Annotated in this window: 16 protein-coding genes; all 16 read left to right on the forward strand. The window is 69.0% G+C overall.

The features are described from left to right. Positions 1-195 precede the first annotated feature (195 nt). Positions 196-723, forward strand: coding sequence for a division/cell wall cluster transcriptional repressor MraZ (locus tag IEW15_RS00445; protein ID WP_188573983.1), 528 nt, complete (start codon positions 196-198; stop codon positions 721-723). Beyond that, positions 720-1724 carry a 16S rRNA (cytosine(1402)-N(4))-methyltransferase RsmH gene (gene rsmH, locus IEW15_RS00450; protein ID WP_229707716.1) on the forward strand — a complete coding sequence of 335 codons (1005 nt, stop codon included), beginning with the start codon at positions 720-722 and terminating at the stop codon, positions 1722-1724. The genes IEW15_RS00445 and rsmH overlap by 4 nt, the downstream gene beginning before the upstream one ends. Beyond that, on the forward strand, positions 1721-2188 hold the full coding sequence (ftsL, locus tag IEW15_RS00455; protein WP_188573984.1) for a cell division protein FtsL: 468 nt from the start codon (positions 1721-1723) through the stop codon (positions 2186-2188). The genes rsmH and ftsL overlap by 4 nt, the downstream gene beginning before the upstream one ends. Continuing rightward, positions 2185-4083, forward strand: a complete 1899-nt coding sequence (locus IEW15_RS00460; RefSeq protein ID WP_188573985.1) for a peptidoglycan D,D-transpeptidase FtsI family protein — start codon at positions 2185-2187, stop codon at positions 4081-4083. The genes ftsL and IEW15_RS00460 overlap by 4 nt, the downstream gene beginning before the upstream one ends. Then, the gene (locus IEW15_RS00465) at positions 4070-5542 is read left to right on the forward strand and encodes a UDP-N-acetylmuramoyl-L-alanyl-D-glutamate--2,6-diaminopimelate ligase (RefSeq protein ID WP_188573986.1); all 1473 of its coding nucleotides are present in this window, start codon (positions 4070-4072) and stop codon (positions 5540-5542) included. Before IEW15_RS00460 ends, IEW15_RS00465 begins: the two co-directional genes overlap by 14 nt. Beyond that, a complete protein-coding gene (locus IEW15_RS00470; RefSeq protein WP_188573987.1) occupies positions 5539-7011 on the forward strand; it encodes a UDP-N-acetylmuramoyl-tripeptide--D-alanyl-D-alanine ligase in 1473 nt (490 codons plus the stop codon). Before IEW15_RS00465 ends, IEW15_RS00470 begins: the two co-directional genes overlap by 4 nt. Before the next feature lie 56 nt (positions 7012-7067). Beyond that, positions 7068-8156 carry a phospho-N-acetylmuramoyl-pentapeptide-transferase gene (gene mraY / locus IEW15_RS00475; protein WP_188573988.1) on the forward strand — a complete coding sequence of 363 codons (1089 nt, stop codon included), beginning with the start codon at positions 7068-7070 and terminating at the stop codon, positions 8154-8156. A gap of 21 nt (positions 8157-8177) precedes the next feature. Next, on the forward strand, positions 8178-9656 hold the full coding sequence (gene murD / locus IEW15_RS00480) for a UDP-N-acetylmuramoyl-L-alanine--D-glutamate ligase (RefSeq protein ID WP_188573989.1): 1479 nt from the start codon (positions 8178-8180) through the stop codon (positions 9654-9656). Further along, positions 9653-10777, forward strand: a complete 1125-nt coding sequence (locus IEW15_RS00485; RefSeq protein ID WP_188573990.1) for an FtsW/RodA/SpoVE family cell cycle protein — start codon at positions 9653-9655, stop codon at positions 10775-10777. The genes murD and IEW15_RS00485 overlap by 4 nt, the downstream gene beginning before the upstream one ends. Then, positions 10774-12012 (forward strand): undecaprenyldiphospho-muramoylpentapeptide beta-N-acetylglucosaminyltransferase, encoded by a 1239-nt coding sequence (gene murG / locus IEW15_RS00490; RefSeq protein WP_188573991.1) that lies wholly within the window; start codon positions 10774-10776, stop codon positions 12010-12012. Before IEW15_RS00485 ends, murG begins: the two co-directional genes overlap by 4 nt. Next, positions 12009-13454, forward strand: a complete 1446-nt coding sequence (gene murC, locus IEW15_RS00495) for a UDP-N-acetylmuramate--L-alanine ligase (RefSeq protein WP_188573992.1) — start codon at positions 12009-12011, stop codon at positions 13452-13454. Before murG ends, murC begins: the two co-directional genes overlap by 4 nt. A 32-nt stretch (positions 13455-13486) precedes the next feature. Continuing rightward, positions 13487-14461: a UDP-N-acetylmuramate dehydrogenase gene (gene murB / locus IEW15_RS00500; protein ID WP_188574114.1), complete on the forward strand. Its 975-nt coding sequence runs from the start codon at positions 13487-13489 to the stop codon at positions 14459-14461. Further along, on the forward strand, positions 14458-15369 hold the full coding sequence (locus IEW15_RS00505; protein ID WP_188573993.1) for a D-alanine--D-alanine ligase: 912 nt from the start codon (positions 14458-14460) through the stop codon (positions 15367-15369). The genes murB and IEW15_RS00505 overlap by 4 nt, the downstream gene beginning before the upstream one ends. Further along, entirely contained in the window at positions 15357-16310 is a 954-nt protein-coding gene (locus tag IEW15_RS00510; RefSeq protein WP_188573994.1) for a cell division protein FtsQ/DivIB, read from the forward strand. The genes IEW15_RS00505 and IEW15_RS00510 overlap by 13 nt, the downstream gene beginning before the upstream one ends. 110 nt (positions 16311-16420) lie before the next feature. After that, entirely contained in the window at positions 16421-17656 is a 1236-nt protein-coding gene (ftsA, locus tag IEW15_RS00515) for a cell division protein FtsA (RefSeq protein ID WP_188573995.1), read from the forward strand. Positions 17657-17770: 114 nt separating this feature from the next. Beyond that, a complete protein-coding gene (gene ftsZ / locus IEW15_RS00520; RefSeq protein WP_188573996.1) occupies positions 17771-19366 on the forward strand; it encodes a cell division protein FtsZ in 1596 nt (531 codons plus the stop codon). The last annotated feature ends 161 nt before the right edge of the window (positions 19367-19527 follow it).

Genomic DNA, 19527 nt, shown 5'->3' on the forward strand with positions numbered 1-19527 from the left:
GCCCCAGCTTCCCCCGTGCCTTTCGGACGAGCTGGCCAAACAGGCGGGAAGGCGGGCCTTGTCAGCACGGTCTGGTCCAGTCATCGGGCGGCGGTCATCGGTTGTATCAACAGCCGATGGCAAGCGGCATCGGGTGCAGCGGCTGATGGGTAGGCCCGGTTCCGGTCGGGATCGGGTGGTCAAGGAGTTCGCCGGGTGGCGCTGTTCCTGTCGACGTTTGAAAAGCCAATCGACAAGAAGGGTCGCGTCTCGGTGCCGCCTCAATTCAGGACTGCGCTCGGTCCCCAGGAATTTCACGGCATCGTCGCCTATCCATCATTCATCAACGCGGCGGTTGAAGCCTGTGGCTATGACCGGATCGTTCAACTGTCGGAAAGCATCGAGACGTTCGACCCCTTCTCGGAAGAGCGTGATGCCTTTGCGACCGCCATTCTCGCCGAATGCCAGCAACTTGCTTTCGACCCCGAGGGGCGGGTGATGCTGTCGCGGCGTCTGATGGACATTGCCGGTCTGGAAGACCGGGTGGTTTTCGTGGGCAAGGGACGGACCTTCGAATTGTGGCAGCCTGACCGCTTCGCCGATCATCAGACCGCAGCGCGTGACATCGCGCTGGCCCAGCGCGGCCGGCTGCGGATGGACCCGGGCGGCCGGCGGCCGGCGGCGCAGCCATCGGCGATCCTGCCCGCCGGTGGCGGCAACGGCGCGGGCGGAGGTGACGCATGACCGACGCCCTGCCCATGCCATCCGTTCCGCATGTGCCAGTGCTGCTGGCCGAGGTGCTCGCTGCCGCGGCGCCGGTTGAGGGCGCGGTGGTGGTCGATGGCACGTTCGGTGCCGGCGGCTATAGCCGCGGCTTTCTGGATGCCGGGGCGGCCTGTGTTCTGGGGATCGATCGCGACCCGGCGGCCGAGCCGGCGGGGCGGGCGCTGGAGGCGGCGTCCGGTGGTCGCTTCCGTTTCCTGGCGGGACGCTTCGGCGATCTGGAGGCGCTGCTCGACGCGGCGGGTGTGCCGGCGGTAGATGTGGTCGCCTTCGATTTCGGCGTGTCGTCGATGCAACTGGATCAGGCGGCGCGCGGTTTTTCCTTCCGCAATGACGGACCGCTGGACATGCGGATGGAACAGGCGGGCATGACCGCCGCCGATTTCGTCAACACCGCCGAAGAGCACGAGATCGCTCGGATCATCTGGACCTATGGCGAAGAGCGCGCCTCGCGCCGCATCGCCCGCGCGATCACCCGCGCCCGGCCGTTCGAGACCACGGCGGCGCTGGCAGAGGCGGTGCGTTCGGCGCTGCCGCCGCGTGGCCGTGACCAGATCGATCCCGCGACCCGCAGCTTCCAGGCCATCCGCATTCACGTGAATGACGAGCTGGGCGAGATCCTGCGCGGGCTGGTTGCGGCCGAACGCCGGCTGAAGCCGGGGGGGCGGCTGGCGGCCGTGACCTTCCACAGCCTGGAAGACCGGCTGGTGAAGCGGTTCATCGCCACCCGCGCCGGCCGGACCACCAATCCGTCGCGCCATGTGGTGATGGCGGCGCCGGACGCGCGGCAGGCCGGCAGTTTCGCCATTCGAGGCACAAAGCCGGTGGTGGCGGGCTTGGCCGAGACCGATGCCAATCCACGGTCGCGCTCGGCCAAGCTGCGCATCGCGCGGCGCACCGATGCGCCCGCCTGGGATGCCCCTGCCGTTGCCGACGATCTGTTCAGGGAGGCCGCACGATGATCCGCCCCGGCACCGTTCTGCTTCTGGGTTGCACCGCCGCGATCGCGGCGGGCCTGTTCTGGGTGAAGTATCGGGTGGCCAGCCTTGAGGATGCCTATGTTGCGCGCAATGCGGAATTGCTGCGCGAGCAGGAGTCCATTCACGTGCTGAAGGCGGAATGGGCCTATCTCAACAATCCCGACCGGCTGGAGCGCCTGGCCGCCGAGTATCTTGAGACCGCGCCGGTTCAGGGGCGCCAACTGGTCAGCCTGGCGTCGCTGCCGCTGCCGCGGACCGAAACCGAGCCGCGCCCGCGCAACAAGCCCGGCACACCGCCCGCCACCTGGCCGCTGGTCGAGGCGTTGCCCGAGGCACGGGGTATGACGGTGGCGTCGGCGGGGACGCAAGGCGGCCGCAGCCTGACCGCGGCCCGCGGCGCCACGCCTGATACCGACAACGTCGTGTTGACGGGGGTCACACGATGAGCCCGCAGGATCGCATGCCACCCCGCCACGATACCGCCGGCCCGTCTGGACAGGCTGGATATTCCGGGCAAGCCGGACAGGCCGGCGCCCGCCCGCGTGTGCCGCTGCCGCGCGCGCGGCGAGTGCGGCTGGGCGTCGCCCGCGCGGTGAAGCTGGACGGCAACGTCAAGCAGGCGTTGGAAACCGGCCGCAATCGCGTGCTGTTCACCGCGGCTTTCTTCGTCCTGGCCTTTCTGGCCCTGTCGATGAAGCTGATCGCCGTGGGGGTGCTGCATGACGGCGGCGAGCCCCGGGTCGCGCGTGGCGCGCCGCCGCCGCAACTCGTGCTGGACCGTGCCGACATCGTCGACCGCAATGGCGTGCTGCTGGCATCGAACCTGATCACGGCATCGCTTTATGCCGATCCGAAACTGGTCTTCGACCCGGTGGATGCGGCGACCCGCTTGCGCACGGTGCTGCCGCATCTGAACCAGACCGATCTGATCGCGCAGCTTTCGGGCGACCGGCGGTTCGTGTGGATTCAGCGCGGTCTGAAGCCTGAACAGCAGTATGAGATCAATGCGCTGGGCATTCCGGGGCTGTATTTCCAGCGCGAGCAGCGCCGGATCTATCCGCAGGGTCGGTTGCTGTCGCATGTGGTCGGCTTCACCAATGTCGACAACACCGGCCGTTACGGGCTGGAACAGGGCCTGGACCGTACCCTGCGTGAGCGGGCCGAAACCGGTCGTGGCCCGCTGGTGACGACCATCGACATCCGCGTGCAGCAGGTGATGCGCGACGCGCTGCGCGCGGCGGTGGCGGAATTCCAGGCGATCGGCGCCACCGGCATCGTGATGGATGCCCGCAATGGCGAGATCCTGTCGATGGTGTCGTTGCCGGACTACGACCCGAACGCGCCGGTGGATCCTGAAGACAAGGCGATGTTCAACCGGGCGACGCTGGGCGTCTATGAAATGGGGTCGATCTTCAAGGCCTTCACGGCCGCCCAGGCGCTGGATGCGGGCGTGGTGAGGATCGATGGCGGCTTCGATGCCACCGACCCGATCAAGATCGGCCGGTTCACCATCCGGGATTTTCATCCGGAGCGGCGCTGGCTGAGCGTGCCCGAGATCATGCTGTATTCGTCGAACATCGGTGCGGCCAAGATGGCGCTGGCACTGGGGGCGACGCGCCAGCAGGACTATATGCGCCGCTTCGGCTTTCTGACACCGGCCCGGATCGAGCTGCCCGAGGTGGGGGCGCCCCAGGCGCCGCATCCATGGCGCGACATCAGCGTCATGACCATCGGCTTCGGCCATGGCATGGCGGTGTCGCCCTTGCAGGCGGCGGGCGGCATGGCGGCGCTGCTGAACGGCGGCTACAAGGTGCCGGCGACGCTGGTCAAGCATCAGTCGGGTGAACGGGTGGTCCGCGAACGGATCATCGACGAGAAGGTGTCGATGCAACTGCGCAAGCTGCTGATCAGCGTGGTCGAAGCTGGAACCGCCAAGAAGGCGCAGGCGCCGGGCTATCTGGTTGGCGGCAAGACCGGCACGGCGGAAAAGGCAGGTGCTGGCGGCTATCGCCGCAAGGCATTGCTGACCTCGTTCCTGGGCGGGTTTCCGATGAATGATCCCCGCTATGTGGTGCTGGTGTCATTGGACGAGCCGAAACCGACGCCCAAGACCTATGGTTATGCGACATCGGGCTGGAATGCAGCGCCGACCGCGGGCGAGGTGATCCGCCGGATCGCGCCGCTGCTGGGTGTGCGGCCACAGGCGATCGACGGCGCGCCGCTGGAGGGCCCGGTGCTGCCGCAGCAGCGCGACACCGAGCTGCGCTATGCCCTGGTCGGTGACGAGGACGAAGTCGCCGTCAGTGACGAGCTTCCCGAGGTGCAGAATGCGGCTTACTGAGCTGGTCGATCGCAATGTGCCGGTGCTCGGCGGTGATCCCGTAATTACCGGGATCACCGCCGACAGCCGTGCCGTGGGACCGGGCATGCTGTTCGCCGCCATTCCGGGCACGGCCCATGACGGACGCAGTTTCATCGCGGCGGCGGCGGATGCCGGCGCTGTGGCTGTGCTGGCGCCGCGGGGCACTGTCGTGCCCTCCGGTCTGGCTCTGGTCGAGGCGGACGAGCCGCGTGGCGCGCTGGCCCGCATGGCGGGCCGCTTCTATCCGCGCCGGCCGGATGTGATCGCCGCCGTCACCGGCACCAATGGCAAAAGCTCGGTGGTCAGCTTCACCCGTCAGATCTGGATGCGGCTGGGCCTGTCCGCCGCCTGCCTGGGGACGCTTGGCTATGAAGGGCCGGGCGATCTGTCGGCGCCGGCGCTGACCACGGCCGACCCGGTGGCCCTGCACCGGCTGCTGGATCAGGCGGCACGCGCCGGCGTCGGTCATCTGGCGCTGGAGGCGTCCAGCCATGGCATCGACCAGCACCGGCTGGACGGGATCGCACCGGTGGCGGTGGCCTTCACCAACCTGACCCATGACCATCTGGATTATCACGGCACGATCGAGGCCTATCGCGACGCCAAGCTGCAACTGTTCTCGCGGCTGGCGGCGCCGGCGGGCTATGCGGTGGTCAATGCCGACAGCCGTACCTATGACCAGGTGGTGCGTGCGGCGCTGAAGCGGCCGCTGGCGGTGATCGATTATGGCCGCAAGGCACGGGTGCTGCGGCTGGTGTCGGTGGAGTCGATGCCGGGCGGCGGCCTGCATGTGGTGATCGAGCATAGCGGCCAGCGCCATGAATTCGGCCTGGGACTGATCGGCAGTTTCCAGGCACACAACGTGCTGGCGGCGGTGGGGCTGGTGATCGGCTGCGGCGGGTCGCTGCCGGCGGCGCTCGCGACCCTGTCGCATCTGAAGGCCGTGCCCGGCCGCATGGAGCAGGTGGGGATGACCGCCGACGGCGCGCCGGTGATCGTCGACTATGCCCACACACCCGATGCGCTTGAGACGGTGATCAAGGCGGTCCGCCCCCATGCCGATGGCCGGGTGGTGGTGGTGTTCGGCTGCGGCGGCGATCGCGACCGGGCCAAGCGGCCGCTGATGGGTCGCATCGCCACGCGTGAAGCCGATCATGTCATCGTCACCGACGACAATCCCCGCAGCGAGGATCCGGCGGCGATCCGGGCCGAGATCATGGCGGCGGCACCCGATGCCGTCGAGATCGGTGACCGGGCGGCGGCGATCGAGGCGGCGGTGGCGGGGCTGGAGCCGGGCGACGTGCTGCTGATCGCGGGCAAGGGCCACGAGACCGGCCAGACCATCGCCGGCACGGTTCATCCCTTCAGTGATCGGCAGCAGGCGCTGGCGGCCCTGGCGCGTCGCGGCCGCGTGCAGGCGGATGGGGGGCGGCCATGACCGGTGCAACCTCCATCCTGTGGACGGCGCGGGCGGCTGCGGCGGCGGTTGGCGGCCGGCTGACAACCGAAGGCGCGGCCACAGCCGATGCCGCCATCACCGGCGTTGCCATCGACAGCCGCGAGGTTCGCGCGGGCGACCTGTTCATCGCGCTCCGCGGTGATGCCAATGATGGACACGACTATGCGGTGGCGGCCGAAGCCGCCGGCGCCACGGCCCTGCTGGTCGATCGCGCCGTGCCGGGGCTGACCGGCGCGGCTCTGGTGATCACCTGCGGCGATACCATGGCGGGGTTGCAGGCGCTGGGTGCGGCGGCGCGCGCGCGGTTCACCGGCCGGATGATCGCGGTCACCGGCAGCGTCGGCAAGACCGGCACCCGCGGCGCCATCGCCCGGGCGCTGGCGTCGTATGGCCGGGTTCATCAGAGCGTGCGCAGCTTCAACAACCATTGGGGCGTGCCGCTGTCGTTGGCGCGGATGCCGGCGGATGCGGCTTTCGCGGTGCTGGAACTGGGCATGAACCACGCGGGCGAGATCGATGCCCTGTCGCGGCTGGCGCGGCCGCATGTGGCGCTGATCACCAAGATCGCCCCGGCGCATCTGGGCAATTTCGACGGCGAGGAAGCGATCGCCGATGCCAAGGCCGAAATCTTCAACGGGTTGGAAGCCGATGGCGTGGCGGTTCTGAACCGCGACAGCCGGCATTTCGACCGGCTTGCGGCGGCGGTTCTGCTGGGACATGCCGCAACCCGCGTGATCGATTTCGCGACCTCGCGCCATGGTGGCCAGCGGGCGGTGGTGCGGCTGGTGACGGCCACGCCCACGGTGGCCGGCACGGCGGTGGCCGCGGAAGTGGCCGGCCTGCCGGTCGACTTCATCATCGGCGTGCCCGGCGCGCATTGGGTTGAAAACGCTCTGGCGGTGCTGGGCGTGCTGCATGCGCTGGGGCTGGACCCGGTACCGGGGGCGGCGGCCCTGGCCGGGCTTGACGCGCCGGCCGGGCGGGGCACCCAGATCCGGCTGCCGCTGGGCGGCGGTCAGGTGCTGATCGTGGATGAAACCTATAACGCCAATCCGGAATCGATGCGGGCGGCGATCTGCCTGTGCGCGGAACTGGTGGCGGTGCATGGCGGGCGTCTGGTCGCCGTGCTGGGCGACATGCTGGAACTGGGCGATCACGCCCGGCGCCTGCACGAAGAACTCACAACGCCGCTCGTTGACGCGGATGCGGCACTCGTCTACACCGCCGGGCCGGCCATGGCCCATCTGCATGACCGGCTCGATCCGGGCCGTCGCGCGGATCATGGCGACACATCGGATGCAGTGGCGCCAGCCGTCGTCGAAGGCCTGATGGCCGGAGACGTGGTGCTGGTGAAGGGATCGCGCGGGATGCGCATGGAACGGGTCATCGCGGCCATCACCGCCGCGCTGGCACCACCTGCCATCGCACGGAAACAGACACGGGGTTAACGGGCCGCGGCCGCAGGGGCCTTGCCGCCCGCGGCCGTCACGGACTTGGAGCACGCATGCTATTCAACCTGCTCTATCCGCTCTCAAGCGATCTGAGCTTCCTGAACGTCTTCAGGTATCTGACGTTCCGGACCGGTGGTGCCTTGATCACGGCGCTGCTGATCAGTTTCGTGGCGGGCCCGAGCCTCATCCGCTGGTTGCGCCGCAAACAGCGGGAAGGTCAGCCGATCCGCAGCGACGGCCCTGAGCGCCATCTGATCGAAAAGCGCGGCACGCCCACCATGGGCGGCGTGCTGATCCTGGCCGGGGCCGGATTGTCGACCCTGCTGTGGGCCGACATCACCAGCGCCTATGTCTGGATCGTGCTGATGGTGACGCTGGGCTTCGGGATGATCGGCTTCGCCGACGATTATCTGAAGGTCGTGCGTCGCAACCCCAAGGGCCTGCCGGGGCGGATGAAGCTGCTGCTTCAGGCGCTGATCGGCATCGTCGCGGCCCTGTGGGTGCAGTATATCGCGCTCGATGCCCAGGCCAGCGGCCTGGCCATTCCGTTCGTGAAGAATTTCCTGCTCGATCTGGGCCTGCTCTATGTGCCGTTCGCGGTGCTGGTGATGATCGGCTCCAGCAACGCCGTCAACCTCACCGACGGGCTGGACGGCCTGGCGATCGTGCCGGTGATGATCGCGGCCTCCAGCTTCGCCTTCATCGCCTATCTGGTCGGCAATGCGATCTATTCGGATTACCTGCAGGTCCATTACGTCCCCGGCACCGGCGAGTTGACGGTGCTGTGCGGGGCGCTGGTCGGGGCTGGGCTGGGCTTCCTGTGGTTCAACGCGCCGCCGGCCATGGTGTTCATGGGCGATACCGGATCGCTGTCGCTGGGCGGCGCGCTGGGGGCGATCAGCGTGGTCACCAAGCATGAATTGGTGCTGGCGGTGATCGGCGGGTTGTTCGTGCTGGAAACCGTGTCGGTCATGGTGCAGGTGGCCTCGTTCAAACTCACCGGCAAACGCGTCTTCCGCATGGCGCCACTGCATCATCACTTCGAGAAGAAGGGCTGGGCCGAGAGCACCATCGTCATCCGCTTCTGGATCATCGCCTTCATCCTGGCGCTGATCGGTCTGTCCACCCTGAAACTGCGCTGAGCCGCTGAAAGAACGCCGCTGATGACCGCCACCGACATCCGTCCAGCCATCCATGAGGCAGCAGCCCCCGCCACACCGGTCGTCCCGGGTGTGGCGGGGTCGCGCGTGGTCGTGGCCGGTCTGGCGCGGTCGGGGGTGGCCACCATCCGCGCCCTCCGCGCCGGCGGGGCCGAGGTCGTGGCCTGGGACGATGCCGAGGCGGCGCGTGTGGCCGGTGCGGCCGCCGGTGCCGCGATCGCGGCACCCGATGCCATCGACTGGTCGGGCGTGGCGCTGCTGGTGGTGGCACCCGGCCTGCCGTTGCATTTCCCGCGCCCACATGCGGCGGTGCGCCATGCCCGGGCCGCCGGCGTGGCGATCACCGGCGATGTCGACCTGCTGTTTGGCGCCTGCGGCGCCGCCCGCTATGCGGCGATCACCGGCACCAACGGCAAGTCCACCACCACCGCATTGCTGGGCCATGTGGTGAGCCGGCTGGCCGGCACGCCGGTTGCGGGTGCACCGGCGCAGGTGGCTGTGGGCGGCAATCTGGGTGTGGCGCCGCTGGATCTGCCGGCGCTGGGCGCGGGGGCCCTGTATGTTCTGGAACTGTCGTCCTATCAGCTGGATCTGACCGAGGCGTTCGCGCCGGCGGTTGGCGTGCTGCTCAATCTCAGCCCCGACCATATCGACCGGCATGGCGATTTCGCGGGCTATGTCGCCGCCAAGCGCCGGCTGTTCGATCATCAGCCGGCCGGCGCCATTGCGATCATCGGTTGCGATGACGGCCCATCGATCGAGGTGTTCGACGCGCTGGCTGCCGAAGGCCGGCTGCGGGTGATCCCGATCGCCGCCACCCGACCGGTTGCCGGCGGTGTCTGGCTGGACGATGCGGGCCAGCTGATCGACGACCTGAACGGTCTGGCCCGGCCGGTGATGTCGCTTGACGGCATCGACACGCTGCGTGGCCGCCATAACGGCCAGAATGCCGCCGCGGCCTATGCCGCGGCGCGGGCGTTGGGGCTGGCGCCCGACGATATCGTGGCCGGCATCCGCAGCTATCCGGGCCTGCCGCATCGTCTTGAGACCGTGGGGCGGCTGGGCGGTTGCGTGATCGTGAACGACAGCAAGGCCACCAATGCCGAGGCGGTCCGCCCGGCGCTGGAGGCCTTTGAGCGGATCTACTGGATCGCGGGCGGCGTGCCCAAGGCCGGCGGCATCGCGATGCTGAAGCCGTGGTTCGATCGCATCGCCCATGCCTGGCTGATCGGTGATGCCGCCGAAGGTTTCGCCGCAACGCTGGGCAGCGACGTGCCGTGGACCATCGCGGGCACGCTGGACGTGGCGCTGGATCAGGCGCTGACGGCGGCCGATGCCGCGGGCGATACGGCCGATGGCGCGCGAGGGGTGGCGGTGCTGCTGTCGCCGGCCTGCGCCTCGTTCGACCAGTACAAAAGCTTCGAACATCGCGGCGACGCCTTCCGGGCGCTGGTCGCGGCACGGCTGGAGGCACGGTCATGATCACATTCGCCCGCACCGATACCAGCCTCGTCGCCCGCTGGTGGTGGACGGTCGACCGGGTCACGCTGCTGCTGATCCTGCTGCTGATCCTGGCCGGCATCGTGTTGACCATGTCGGCGTCACCGGCGGTTGCCAACCGCATCGGCGCGCCGACCTATCATTTCGTCTTCCGTCAGGCGATCTTCGTGATCCCGGCGGTCATCGCCATGGTCGGGCTGTCGCTGCTGACGCCTGAACAGGTGCGATCGGTGGGGGCGATGGGCTTCGGTCTGTTCTTCGTGCTGCTGGCGCTGGTGCCGATCGCGGGTACCGAGATCAAGGGTGCGCGGCAGTGGATCGGCGCCGGGCCCATCGCCTTGCAGCCGTCCGAATTCATCCGGCCGTTCTTCTGCATCGTGGTGGCCTGGGCGCTGGCCGATGCCCGCATCCGGCGCAATCTGATGGGCTATGCCCTGACCGTCGTGGCGCTGCTGGGCGTTATCGGCCTGATCGTGATGCAGCCCGATTTCGGCATGACCATGCTGGTGGCCGGCACCTGGGCGGTGCAGGTCTTCGTGGCCGGGCTGCCCTGGCTGCTGGTCGCGATCGTGCTGGGCGGGGCCGTGGCCGGGCTCGCCGGCGGCTATCTGATGCTCGATCACGTCGCCAGCCGCATCGACCGCTTCCTCGATCCGTCGACCGGCGACAGCTATCAGATCACCACCTCGCTGTCGGCGATCCAGAATGGCGGGTTGATCGGGCGCGGTCCGGGCGAGGGGCTGGTCAAGGCGGTGCTGCCCGATGCCCATACCGATTTCATCTTCTCGGTGACCGCCGAGGAATTCGGCGTGCTGGCCTGCCTGCTGATGATTTCGGCCTTCGCCGGCATCATCATCCGCGGCTATATGCGGATGATGCAGGAACGCGACCTGTTCGTGGTGCTGGCGGTATCGGGGCTGCTCGGCAGCTTCGGTCTTCAGGCCTTCATCAATATGGGTGTGGCGGTGCATCTGATGCCGACCACCGGCATGACCCTGCCGCTGATTTCCTATGGCGGCTCGTCGCTGGTGGCCACTGCCTGCGGTCTGGGCATGACGCTGGCGCTGACCCGCCGGCGCTATGTGGAAGGGAGCGGGCGATGACCGGCCGGCATCCCACCCCATCCGATCGCTCGGCGCGCGGCCGCATCGTCGTCACCACCGGCGGCACCGGCGGGCATGTGTTCCCGGCGCGGGCGCTGGCGGCCGAGCTGATCCAGCGGGGCTGGACGGTCGATTTCGCCACCGACGCCCGTGGCGTCGCCCATGTCCGCATGCCCGAGGGCGTGACCGTTCATGCGCTGCCGGCCGGCGGCGTGTCGGGGATGGGTCTGGCGCGGCGGGTGCGGGGTGCCGTCGATCTGCTGCGCGGCGTGGCGCGGGCGCGGGGGCTGCTGCGCCGGCTGGCGCCGGCCGCCGTGATCGGCTTCGGGTCTTATGCGGCGCTGCCGGCGACCCTGGCCGCGATGCTGCTGAAGCTGCCGGTCGCCATCCACGAACAGAACGCGGTGCTGGGCCGTGCCAACCGGCTGCTGGGCCGGCGGGCACGACTGCTGGCGCTGACGGTTGCCGATACCCGTGCGGTGCCGGCCGGTGCCGCCGGCCGGGTGCGGATCACCGGCAATCCGGTGCGGGCCGAGATCGCCGAGATCGGCGCGGCCGGTTTCGTGGTGCCGGCGGTGACCGGGCGGTTCGTTCTGCTGTCGACCGGCGGCAGCCAGGGCGCCCGGTTCCTGGGCACGGTATTGCCGCAGGCGGCGGCCATGCTGCCGGCGGCGCTGAAGGCGCGGATGCATCTGGTGATGCAGGTTCGGCCCGAAGACATGACGGCGGCCCGGGCGGCGCTGGACGGCCAGGGCTTTGCCGCGGTCGATCTGGCGTCGTTCTTCACCGACATGCCCGACCGGCTGGCGGCGGCGCATCTGGTGGTGGCGCGGTCGGGTGCATCCACCGTGGCCGAACTGTCGGCTGCCGGGCGGCCGTCGCTGCTGGTGCCGTTGCCGGGGGCGATCGACGACCATCAGACCGCCAATGCCCGTGCCCTGGTCGATGCCGGTGCTGCCGTGGCCCTGGCACAGGCGGAAGCGAGCCCTGAGCGTCTGGCCGCCGAGATCGCGGCCCTGGCCGATGATCCGGCGCGGCTGGGCCGGATGGCGCTGGCGGCACGGGGCGTCGCGCGAACCGATGCCGCCGCCCGTCTGGCCGATCTGGTCGAGGCCCTGGCGGCGGGCCGGCCGCTTGGCGCAGATCTTCCGGCCGAAGGCACTGCCACCCTGTCCGTCAACAAGTCCCCGGAGCACCACGAACGGCGCCTGCCGGGGCGCGAGGAGATCGCATGAGGCGCATTCCGCTCACCATCGGCACGCTGCATTTCGTCGGCATCGGCGGGATCGGCATGTCGGGCATCGCCGAGATCCTTCAGGGTCTGGGCTATGACGTGCAGGGCAGCGACATCGCCGAGAACGCGAATGTCCGCCGCCTGCGCGCGCGGGGCGTGCCGGTCGCGATCGGCCATGCGGCATCGAATGTCGAGACCGCGAGTGTGGTGGTGGTGTCGTCGGCGATCCGTCAGGACAATCCGGAACTGGTGGAAGCGCGTCGCCGCTTTCTGCCGGTGGTGCGGCGCGCGGAAATGCTGGCCGAGTTGATGCGCCTGAAATCGGCGGTTGCCGTGGGCGGCACCCATGGCAAGACCACCACCACATCGCTGGTGGCGGCGGTGCTGGATGCCGGCGGCATCGACCCGACGGTCATCAATGGCGGCATCATCAACGCCTATGGCACCAATGCCCGCCCGGGCGAGGGTGAATGGATGGTGGTCGAGGCCGACGAGAGCGACGGCACCTTCCTGAAGCTGCCGGCGACCATCGCCATCGTCACCAATATCGACCCTGAGCATCTGGACCACTACGGCAGCTTCGCCGCGGTACGCGAAGCATTCCGGACCTTCGTCGAGAACATCCCGTTCTATGGCCTGGCGGTTCTGTGCAGCGACCACGCCGAGGTCCAGGCCCTGATCGGTCAGGTTCAAGACCGGCGGATCGTGACCTATGGCTTCAATCCGCAGGCGGATGTCCGCGCGATTGACGTGCGCCACGACATCGACGGCGCCCGGTTCACGGTGGTGATCCGCGATCGCCAGACCGGCGACGAACGCCGCATCCCCGATATCCATCTGGCGATGCACGGGCCCCACAATGTGCAGAATGCCCTGTCGGCGATCGCCGTCGCCGACGAGCTGGGGATCGGTGACGATGCGGTGCGTGGTGCTCTGGCGGGTTTTGCCGGGGTCAAGCGGCGCTTCACCGTCACCGGCGAGGCCAATGGCGTGCGGGTGATCGACGATTACGGCCACCATCCGGTCGAGATCGCGGCGGTGCTGCGGGCGGCCCGGGGCGTGGCCGGCGACCGGCGGGTGGTGGCGGTGGTGCAGCCGCATCGCTACAGCCGGCTGATGAGCCTGTTCGAGGAATTCTGCACCTGCTTCAACGATGCCGACACGGTGGTGGTGGCCGATGTCTATGCCGCGGGTGAAACCCCGATCGAGGGCATCGACAAGGACGCGCTGGTGGAAGGCCTGCGGGCGCGCGGCCATCGCCATGTCGTGCCGCTGACCGGCCCTGAGGCGCTGGCCGGGGTGGTGGTGGCGATGGTGAAGCCGGGCGACATGGTGGTCTGCCTGGGCGCCGGCAATATCACGGTGTGGGCCGAGAAACTGCCCCGCGAGATGGTGGCGGCGACCGGCGAGGCTGACGCCGAACGGAAGGGGGCATCTGCGTGACCGGATATCCCGCCCATATGCACGAGCGTCGGATGCGCACCGCCGGTGATCGGGATGGCGCCGCCGCCCTGCCGGCAATCGCTGCCCGGCTGCCTGAGGCGCATGGGCGGGTGACGTTCGGTGCCATGCTCGACCGCGTGACCTGGTTTCAGGTCGGCGGCCCGGCCGAGGTGCTGTTCAAGCCGGCGGGCACGCAGGATCTGGCCGATTTTCTGTCGGCCCTGCCGGCCGACATGCCGGTGACCGTGATCGGGGTGGGGTCGAACCTGCTGGTGCGCGATGGCGGGGTCGACGGTGTGGTGATCCGGCTTGGCCGTGGCTTTGTCGACATGCAGGTCGACGGGACCGAGATCGTGGCCGGGGCTGGCGCGCTGGATGTCAACGTGGCCGAGATCGCCCAGCGTGCGGGCCTGTCGGGGCTGGAATTCCTGTCGGGCATTCCGGGCACGATCGGCGGCGCCCTGCGGATGAACGCCGGTGCCTATGGCGCCGAGATCGCCGACATCCTGGTGTCGGCGACGGCGGTCGATCGTCAGGGGCGGGTGCACGAGGTGGCGGCGGCCGATCTGGGCCTGAGCTATCGCCGCACGGCAGCGCCGTCCGACTGGATCTTCACCGCGGCACGGCTGCGGGGCGTGGCTGGCGATGCCGCGCGCATCCGGGCACGGATGGACGAAATCAGGGCCGCGCGGGAGGACAGCCAGCCCGTTCGCTCGCGCACCGGCGGCAGCACCTTCAAGAACCCCGAAGGCGCCCGGGCCTGGGAGTTGATCGACCGGGCCGGGTGCCGCGGGCTGACAATGGGCGCGGCCCAGGTCTCGGAGCGGCACTGCAACTTCCTGATCAATATCGGCGGTGCGACCGCCGCCGAGATCGAGGCGCTGGGCGAAGAGGTGCGGGCGCGGGTGCGGGCGCTGACCGGCATCGAGCTTGGCTGGGAAATCCGGCGGATCGGCCGGCCGGGTGGCGCGGCCGGTCAGAACAGCGAAGACGGGAGCGGGTCATGACCCTGCATGTGGCGGTACTGATGGGCGGCATGTCGGCGGAACGCGAGGTTTCGCTGAGCAGTGGCCGCGCCTGTGCCGACGCTCTGCGCGGCGAGGGCTATGTCGTGACCGAGATCGATGCCGGCGCCGATCTGGGCGCGCGTCTGGCCGAGATCCGGCCCGATGTGGTGTTCAACGCGCTGCATGGCCGGTTCGGCGAGGATGGCTGCGTGCAGGGTGTGATGAACCTGATGCGCCTGCCCTATACCCATTCCGGCGTGCTGGCGTCGGCGATCGCGATGGACAAGCCCGTGGCCAAGCGTCTGTTCGCCGCCGCCGGCCTGCCGGTCGCCGACGGCCGGGTGATGATGATCGACGAGCTTGGCCATGACCATCCGATGCCGGTGCCTTACGTGGTGAAACCGGCGCAGGAGGGATCGAGCGTCGGCGTGCGCATCGTGCGCGACGACAGCGAGACCCCGCTTGGCAACCGCAGTTGGACCCACGGGCCGATGGTGCTGGTCGAGCGCTACATCCCGGGACACGAATTGACCATCGGCGTGATGGACGGCCGGCCGCTGGGCATCACCGAGATCCGGCCGCAGCAGAGCTTCTATGACTATGAGGCGAAATATACCGATGGCCGCGCCGTGCATCTGGTGCCGGCGCCGGTGCCGGACGCAGTGGCAGCCCGTGCGATGGAGATCGCGGTGGCGGCGCATCACGCGCTGGGCTGCCGCGGCGTCAGCCGGTCGGATCTGCGATGGGATGACAGCCTGCCCGGCACGGACGGGCTGATTCTGCTGGAAGTGAACACTCAGCCGGGTATGACGCCGCTGTCGCTGGTGCCGGAACAGGCCATGGCCGCCGGAATCAGCTTTGGTGAACTGGTCAGATGGATGGTGGAGCACGCCGCATGCGACGCCTGAATACCGACGACATCCGCGTCAAGCGGGTCACCAGCCATGGTTTCGAGGGTGCCGACGACGCGGCGATCCTGGCCGAAGCCCTGCGCCGCCGCCGCCGCCGCCCGAAATGGCTGCGTCCGGCGGTCACCTGGGGCCGCAGACTGGCCGTCACCGCCGTGATCGGCGGTGCGGGCTGGTGGCTGTGGTCGTCGGGCACTGCCCAGGCGGCTGTGGATGGGGCGCGGTCCTTCGCTGTGGTTCAGGCTGGGGCATTCGGTCTGGCGGTGAAGGAAATCTACCTCGAAGGACGATACGAGACCAAGCCAGGACAAGTGCTCGGGGCAATGGCTGTTGACCAGGGCGCGCCGATGTTGTCGCTCGATCTTGATCAGATGCGCCTGCGCCTTGAACAGTTGCCATGGGTGGAACGCGCATCTATCGAGCGGCGCTGGCCCGACACACTTTATGTGCGCATCCGCGAGCGTCAGGCGGCGGCGCTCTGGCAGGTCGGGGACGGCCATATCCTGGTCGACCGCAAGGGCGCGCTGATCGAGGGCGTCGATGTCGGCCGCTTCGCCTATCTGCCGGTGGTGGTGGGCGACGATGCGCCGCAACTGGTGGCGCCGCTGCTGGATCTGATCGAAACCGCGCCCGATCTGGCCGACCAGTTCGTGGCCGGTGTCCGGGTCGGCGGGCGGCGGTGGGATGTGCACCTGAAGGACGGCGTGGTGGTGCGCCTGCCGGCGACCGGTGCGGCCGCTGCCTGGCAGCGGCTGGCGGCGGTTGAGAAGGAGCACGGCATTCTGGAACGGGCGATCACGAGCGTCGACCTCAGGATCGCCGGCCAGTTCGCGGTGCGGCTGACCGATGCGGCCAGTCTGGCCGAACGAATGAAGCCGGTGATCAAGCGACCACCGGCCAAGGCGGGGGTGGCGGCGACCGGCCCCGGCCTCGACGCCTGACGACGCACGATACGGCACGACACGGACCAGACGACCCGAACGATAACGCGCAGATCCCCGACAGGGCGGCAAACGGCCCGCAGGATCATGGATGGAAGGTGGGACCAGGAATGGCGAAGGGGCGCGGCGGCCTGATTGCGGCACTCGACATCGGCACCACCAAGGTGGTCTGCTTCATCGCCGAAGGCGACGGGCATGGCCGCTGGCGGGTGCGCGGCATCGGCCATCAGGCGGCGCGCGGCCTGCGTGCCGGGCTGATCGTCGATATGGTCCAGGCCGAGGCATCGATTCTGGCGGCGGTGCATGCGGCCGAGCAGATGTCGGGCGAGACCATCGAACGGGTGGTGGTGGCCCTGCCGTCGACGGTGATGGCGAGCCATCTGATCGACCTTGAGGTGGAGATTGCCGGCCACGCGGTCGCCGATGCCGATATCCGACGGATCTATACCGAGGGGCGGCGCATGTTCGCGGGCGATGAGCGCGCGGTCATTCATGCCCTGCCGGTCGATCATTCCATCGACGAGGCCGGCGGCATCCGGGATCCGCGCGGCATGTATGGCGAGCGGCTGGGTGTCAGCATGCATGTCATCACCGCCCAGTCGAGCCCCTGGCGGAACCTTGAGCTGTGCATCGCCCGCTGCCACCTGGAAATCGAATCGGTCGTCGCCTCGCCCTTCGCCGCCGGCCTGGCCTGTCTGGTGGATGACGAGCGCAACATGGGCACCACCGTGGTCGACATGGGCGGCGGCGGCACCACCATGGCCGTGTTCTTCAATGGCAGCGTCATCCATGTCGACGGTTTCGGCATCGGCGGCCTGCATGTCACCCGCGATATCGCCCAGGTGCTGGAAACCCCGCTGGTTCATGCCGAGCGGATGAAGACGCTGTACGGCTCGGCAATCGCCACGCCATCGGATGCGCGCGAACTGATCGAACTGCCACGGGTGGGCGAGCCCGACGGCGTGCAGAACGTGCCGCGTTCTCTGCTGGTCAACATCGTCCGGCCGCGGATCGAGGAGACCCTTGAACTGATCCGCGAGCAGCTTGAAAAAAGCGGCCTGGCCGATGTCGGCGCCAAGCGCGTGGTGCTGACCGGCGGCGCCTCGCAGCTTCAGGGCCTGCGTGAGCTGGCGGGCCGGGTGCTGGGTCGTCAGGTTCGGCTGGGCCGGCCGATCGCGGCCTCGGGCGAGATCGAGCAGTCGGGTGGCGCCGGCTTTTCGGTGGTGACCGGGCTGATCGCCCATGCGGTGGCCGATTGGGGCGAGGTGGGCGAGCGTGATGCCGGCCCCGATGCCGGCCGCGGCACCCTTGGCCGGCTTGGCCGCTGGCTGAAGGCGAACTTCTAGATGACCGGCGGGGGTCAGACGGTCTGACCCGCGTCCCAAAGTTTCCGGGGCCCTGCGACGGCGATCTGCGGCAGGGTCCATCGAGCAAAGTCCGAGCGACCAGGAGGCAACACAATGTCCCTTAATCTCAGCATCCCCGACAGCATGCAGTTGACCCCGCGCATCACCGTGATCGGTGTTGGCGGCGCCGGCGGCAATGCGGTCAACAACATGATCAACGCCCAGCTTGAGGGCGTCGAATTCATCGTCTGCAACACCGACGCCCAGGCATTGAGCCAGAGCCAGTCGGAGCGGCGCATCCAGCTTGGCCACCAGATCACTCATGGTCTGGGTGCGGGCGCGCGCCCCGAGGTCGGCCGCGCGGCCGCCCAGGAGACGATGGAAGAGATTTCCGAATATCTCGACGGCAGCCACATGGTGTTCGTCACCGCCGGCATGGGCGGCGGCACCGGCACCGGTGCCGCACCGGTGATCGCCCAGGTCGCCCGCGAAAAGGGCATCCTGACCGTCGGTGTGGTGACCAAGCCCTTCCATTTCGAGGGCACCCGCCGCATGCGGCTGGCCGAGACCGGCATCGACGAACTGCAGAAGTATGTCGACACCCTGATCGTCATCCCGAATCAGAACCTGTTCCGGGTGGCCAATGAGCGCACGACCTTTGCCGATGCGTTCAAGATGGCCGACGACGTGCTGTATGCCGGCGTGCGCGGCGTGACCGATCTGATGGTCATGCCCGGCCTGATCAACCTGGACTTCGCCGATATCCGGACCGTGATGAGCGAGATGGGCAAGGCGATGATGGGCACCGGCGAGGCCGGTGGCGACAACCGCGCGATCGAGGCCGCCGAGGCCGCGATTTCCAACCCGCTGCTCGACGACGTGTCGATGAAGGGCGCGCGCGGCGTGCTGATCAACATCACCGGCGGCGGCGACATGACCCTGTACGAGGTCGACGAGGCCGCCAACCGCATCCGCGAGGAAGTCGACCCCGACGCCCATATCATCTTCGGCTCGACCTTCGATCCCAGCCTGGAAGGCACGGTTCGCGTGTCGGTCGTGGCAACGGGCATCGATGCCGAGGAAGTCGCCCGCCAGCGCGCCCGCCGCGAACAGGAAGCCGAAGCTGCCGCCCGTGGCCAGGCCCAGGCCAATGCGACCGCGCAGGCCCAGGCCCGCGCCGACGCCCAGCAGGCGGCCGCCATGCAGCATGCGCCGCAGATGGCCGCCGGCGGCGGCATGAACCGCCAGCGCCCGGCGATGGAAAGCCAGGCGCCGGTCATCACCACCACCCGTGGCGATGCCCGTGGCGGCCAGCCGCAGATGCCGCGGGGCGAGGTGGATGATGGCAGCTTCATCGCGCCGGAGCCGGTGCGGGCGCCCGAGCGCCCGGCCCATGCGGCCCAGTCGCATGCCGAGGCGCATGATGGCGCGCTGAACCTGCCTGCCACCGCCCGCGTCGCCGAGACGGCCAACCGGTCGGTGGTCGATGATCGCCCGGCCACCGAAGCGGCCCCCCGCAAGCTGTCGTTCCTGCAGCGGATGACGGGTGGCCACCGCCGCGAGGCAGATGTGCCGGCCCGCCCGGCAGACGAACAGCCCCGTCGCACGCCGCGGCTGGATCATGTCGAAGGCTCTGCCGCCCCGCGCGCGGCCGAAGAGGAGACCGACCTGCTGGAGATCCCGGCCTTCCTGCGCCGTCAGGCCAATTGAGCCCGACGACCTGACGGGCGTCATCCCCGGGCCGGCCGGCCGCTTCGGCGGCCCGCCGGGGCCTGGGGGATGGCGGCTCCGCCATAGACGACCCGGCCTGCCGCGATCTGCCCGCGGTGGCCAGGTCTGCCGATAAAGCCGGCCGCACCGACGGATCCGCG

This window comes from Tistrella bauzanensis (assembly GCF_014636235.1).
GTDB lineage: Bacteria > Pseudomonadota > Alphaproteobacteria > Tistrellales > Tistrellaceae > Tistrella > Tistrella bauzanensis.

Excerpts from the sequence above, each read along its gene's own strand:
- IEW15_RS00460 (WP_188573985.1), top strand. The coding sequence starts at position 2,185 with ATGAGCCCGCAGGATCGCATGCCACCCCGCCACGATACCGCCGGCCCG.
- ftsA (WP_188573995.1), top strand. The coding sequence starts at position 16,421 with ATGGCGAAGGGGCGCGGCGGCCTGATTGCGGCACTCGACATCGGCACC.
- IEW15_RS00505 (WP_188573993.1), top strand. The coding sequence starts at position 14,458 with ATGACCCTGCATGTGGCGGTACTGATGGGCGGCATGTCGGCGGAACGC.
- mraY (WP_188573988.1), top strand. The coding sequence starts at position 7,068 with ATGCTATTCAACCTGCTCTATCCGCTCTCAAGCGATCTGAGCTTCCTG.
- murD (WP_188573989.1), top strand. The coding sequence starts at position 8,178 with ATGACCGCCACCGACATCCGTCCAGCCATCCATGAGGCAGCAGCCCCC.
- murB (WP_188574114.1), top strand. The coding sequence starts at position 13,487 with ATGCGCACCGCCGGTGATCGGGATGGCGCCGCCGCCCTGCCGGCAATC.
- ftsL (WP_188573984.1), top strand. The coding sequence starts at position 1,721 with ATGATCCGCCCCGGCACCGTTCTGCTTCTGGGTTGCACCGCCGCGATC.
- murG (WP_188573991.1), top strand. The coding sequence starts at position 10,774 with ATGACCGGCCGGCATCCCACCCCATCCGATCGCTCGGCGCGCGGCCGC.
- rsmH (WP_229707716.1), top strand. The coding sequence starts at position 720 with ATGACCGACGCCCTGCCCATGCCATCCGTTCCGCATGTGCCAGTGCTG.
- IEW15_RS00485 (WP_188573990.1), top strand. The coding sequence starts at position 9,653 with ATGATCACATTCGCCCGCACCGATACCAGCCTCGTCGCCCGCTGGTGG.
- IEW15_RS00470 (WP_188573987.1), top strand. The coding sequence starts at position 5,539 with ATGACCGGTGCAACCTCCATCCTGTGGACGGCGCGGGCGGCTGCGGCG.
- ftsZ (WP_188573996.1), top strand. The coding sequence starts at position 17,771 with ATGTCCCTTAATCTCAGCATCCCCGACAGCATGCAGTTGACCCCGCGC.
- murC (WP_188573992.1), top strand. The coding sequence starts at position 12,009 with ATGAGGCGCATTCCGCTCACCATCGGCACGCTGCATTTCGTCGGCATC.
- IEW15_RS00510 (WP_188573994.1), top strand. The coding sequence starts at position 15,357 with ATGCGACGCCTGAATACCGACGACATCCGCGTCAAGCGGGTCACCAGC.
- IEW15_RS00465 (WP_188573986.1), top strand. The coding sequence starts at position 4,070 with ATGCGGCTTACTGAGCTGGTCGATCGCAATGTGCCGGTGCTCGGCGGT.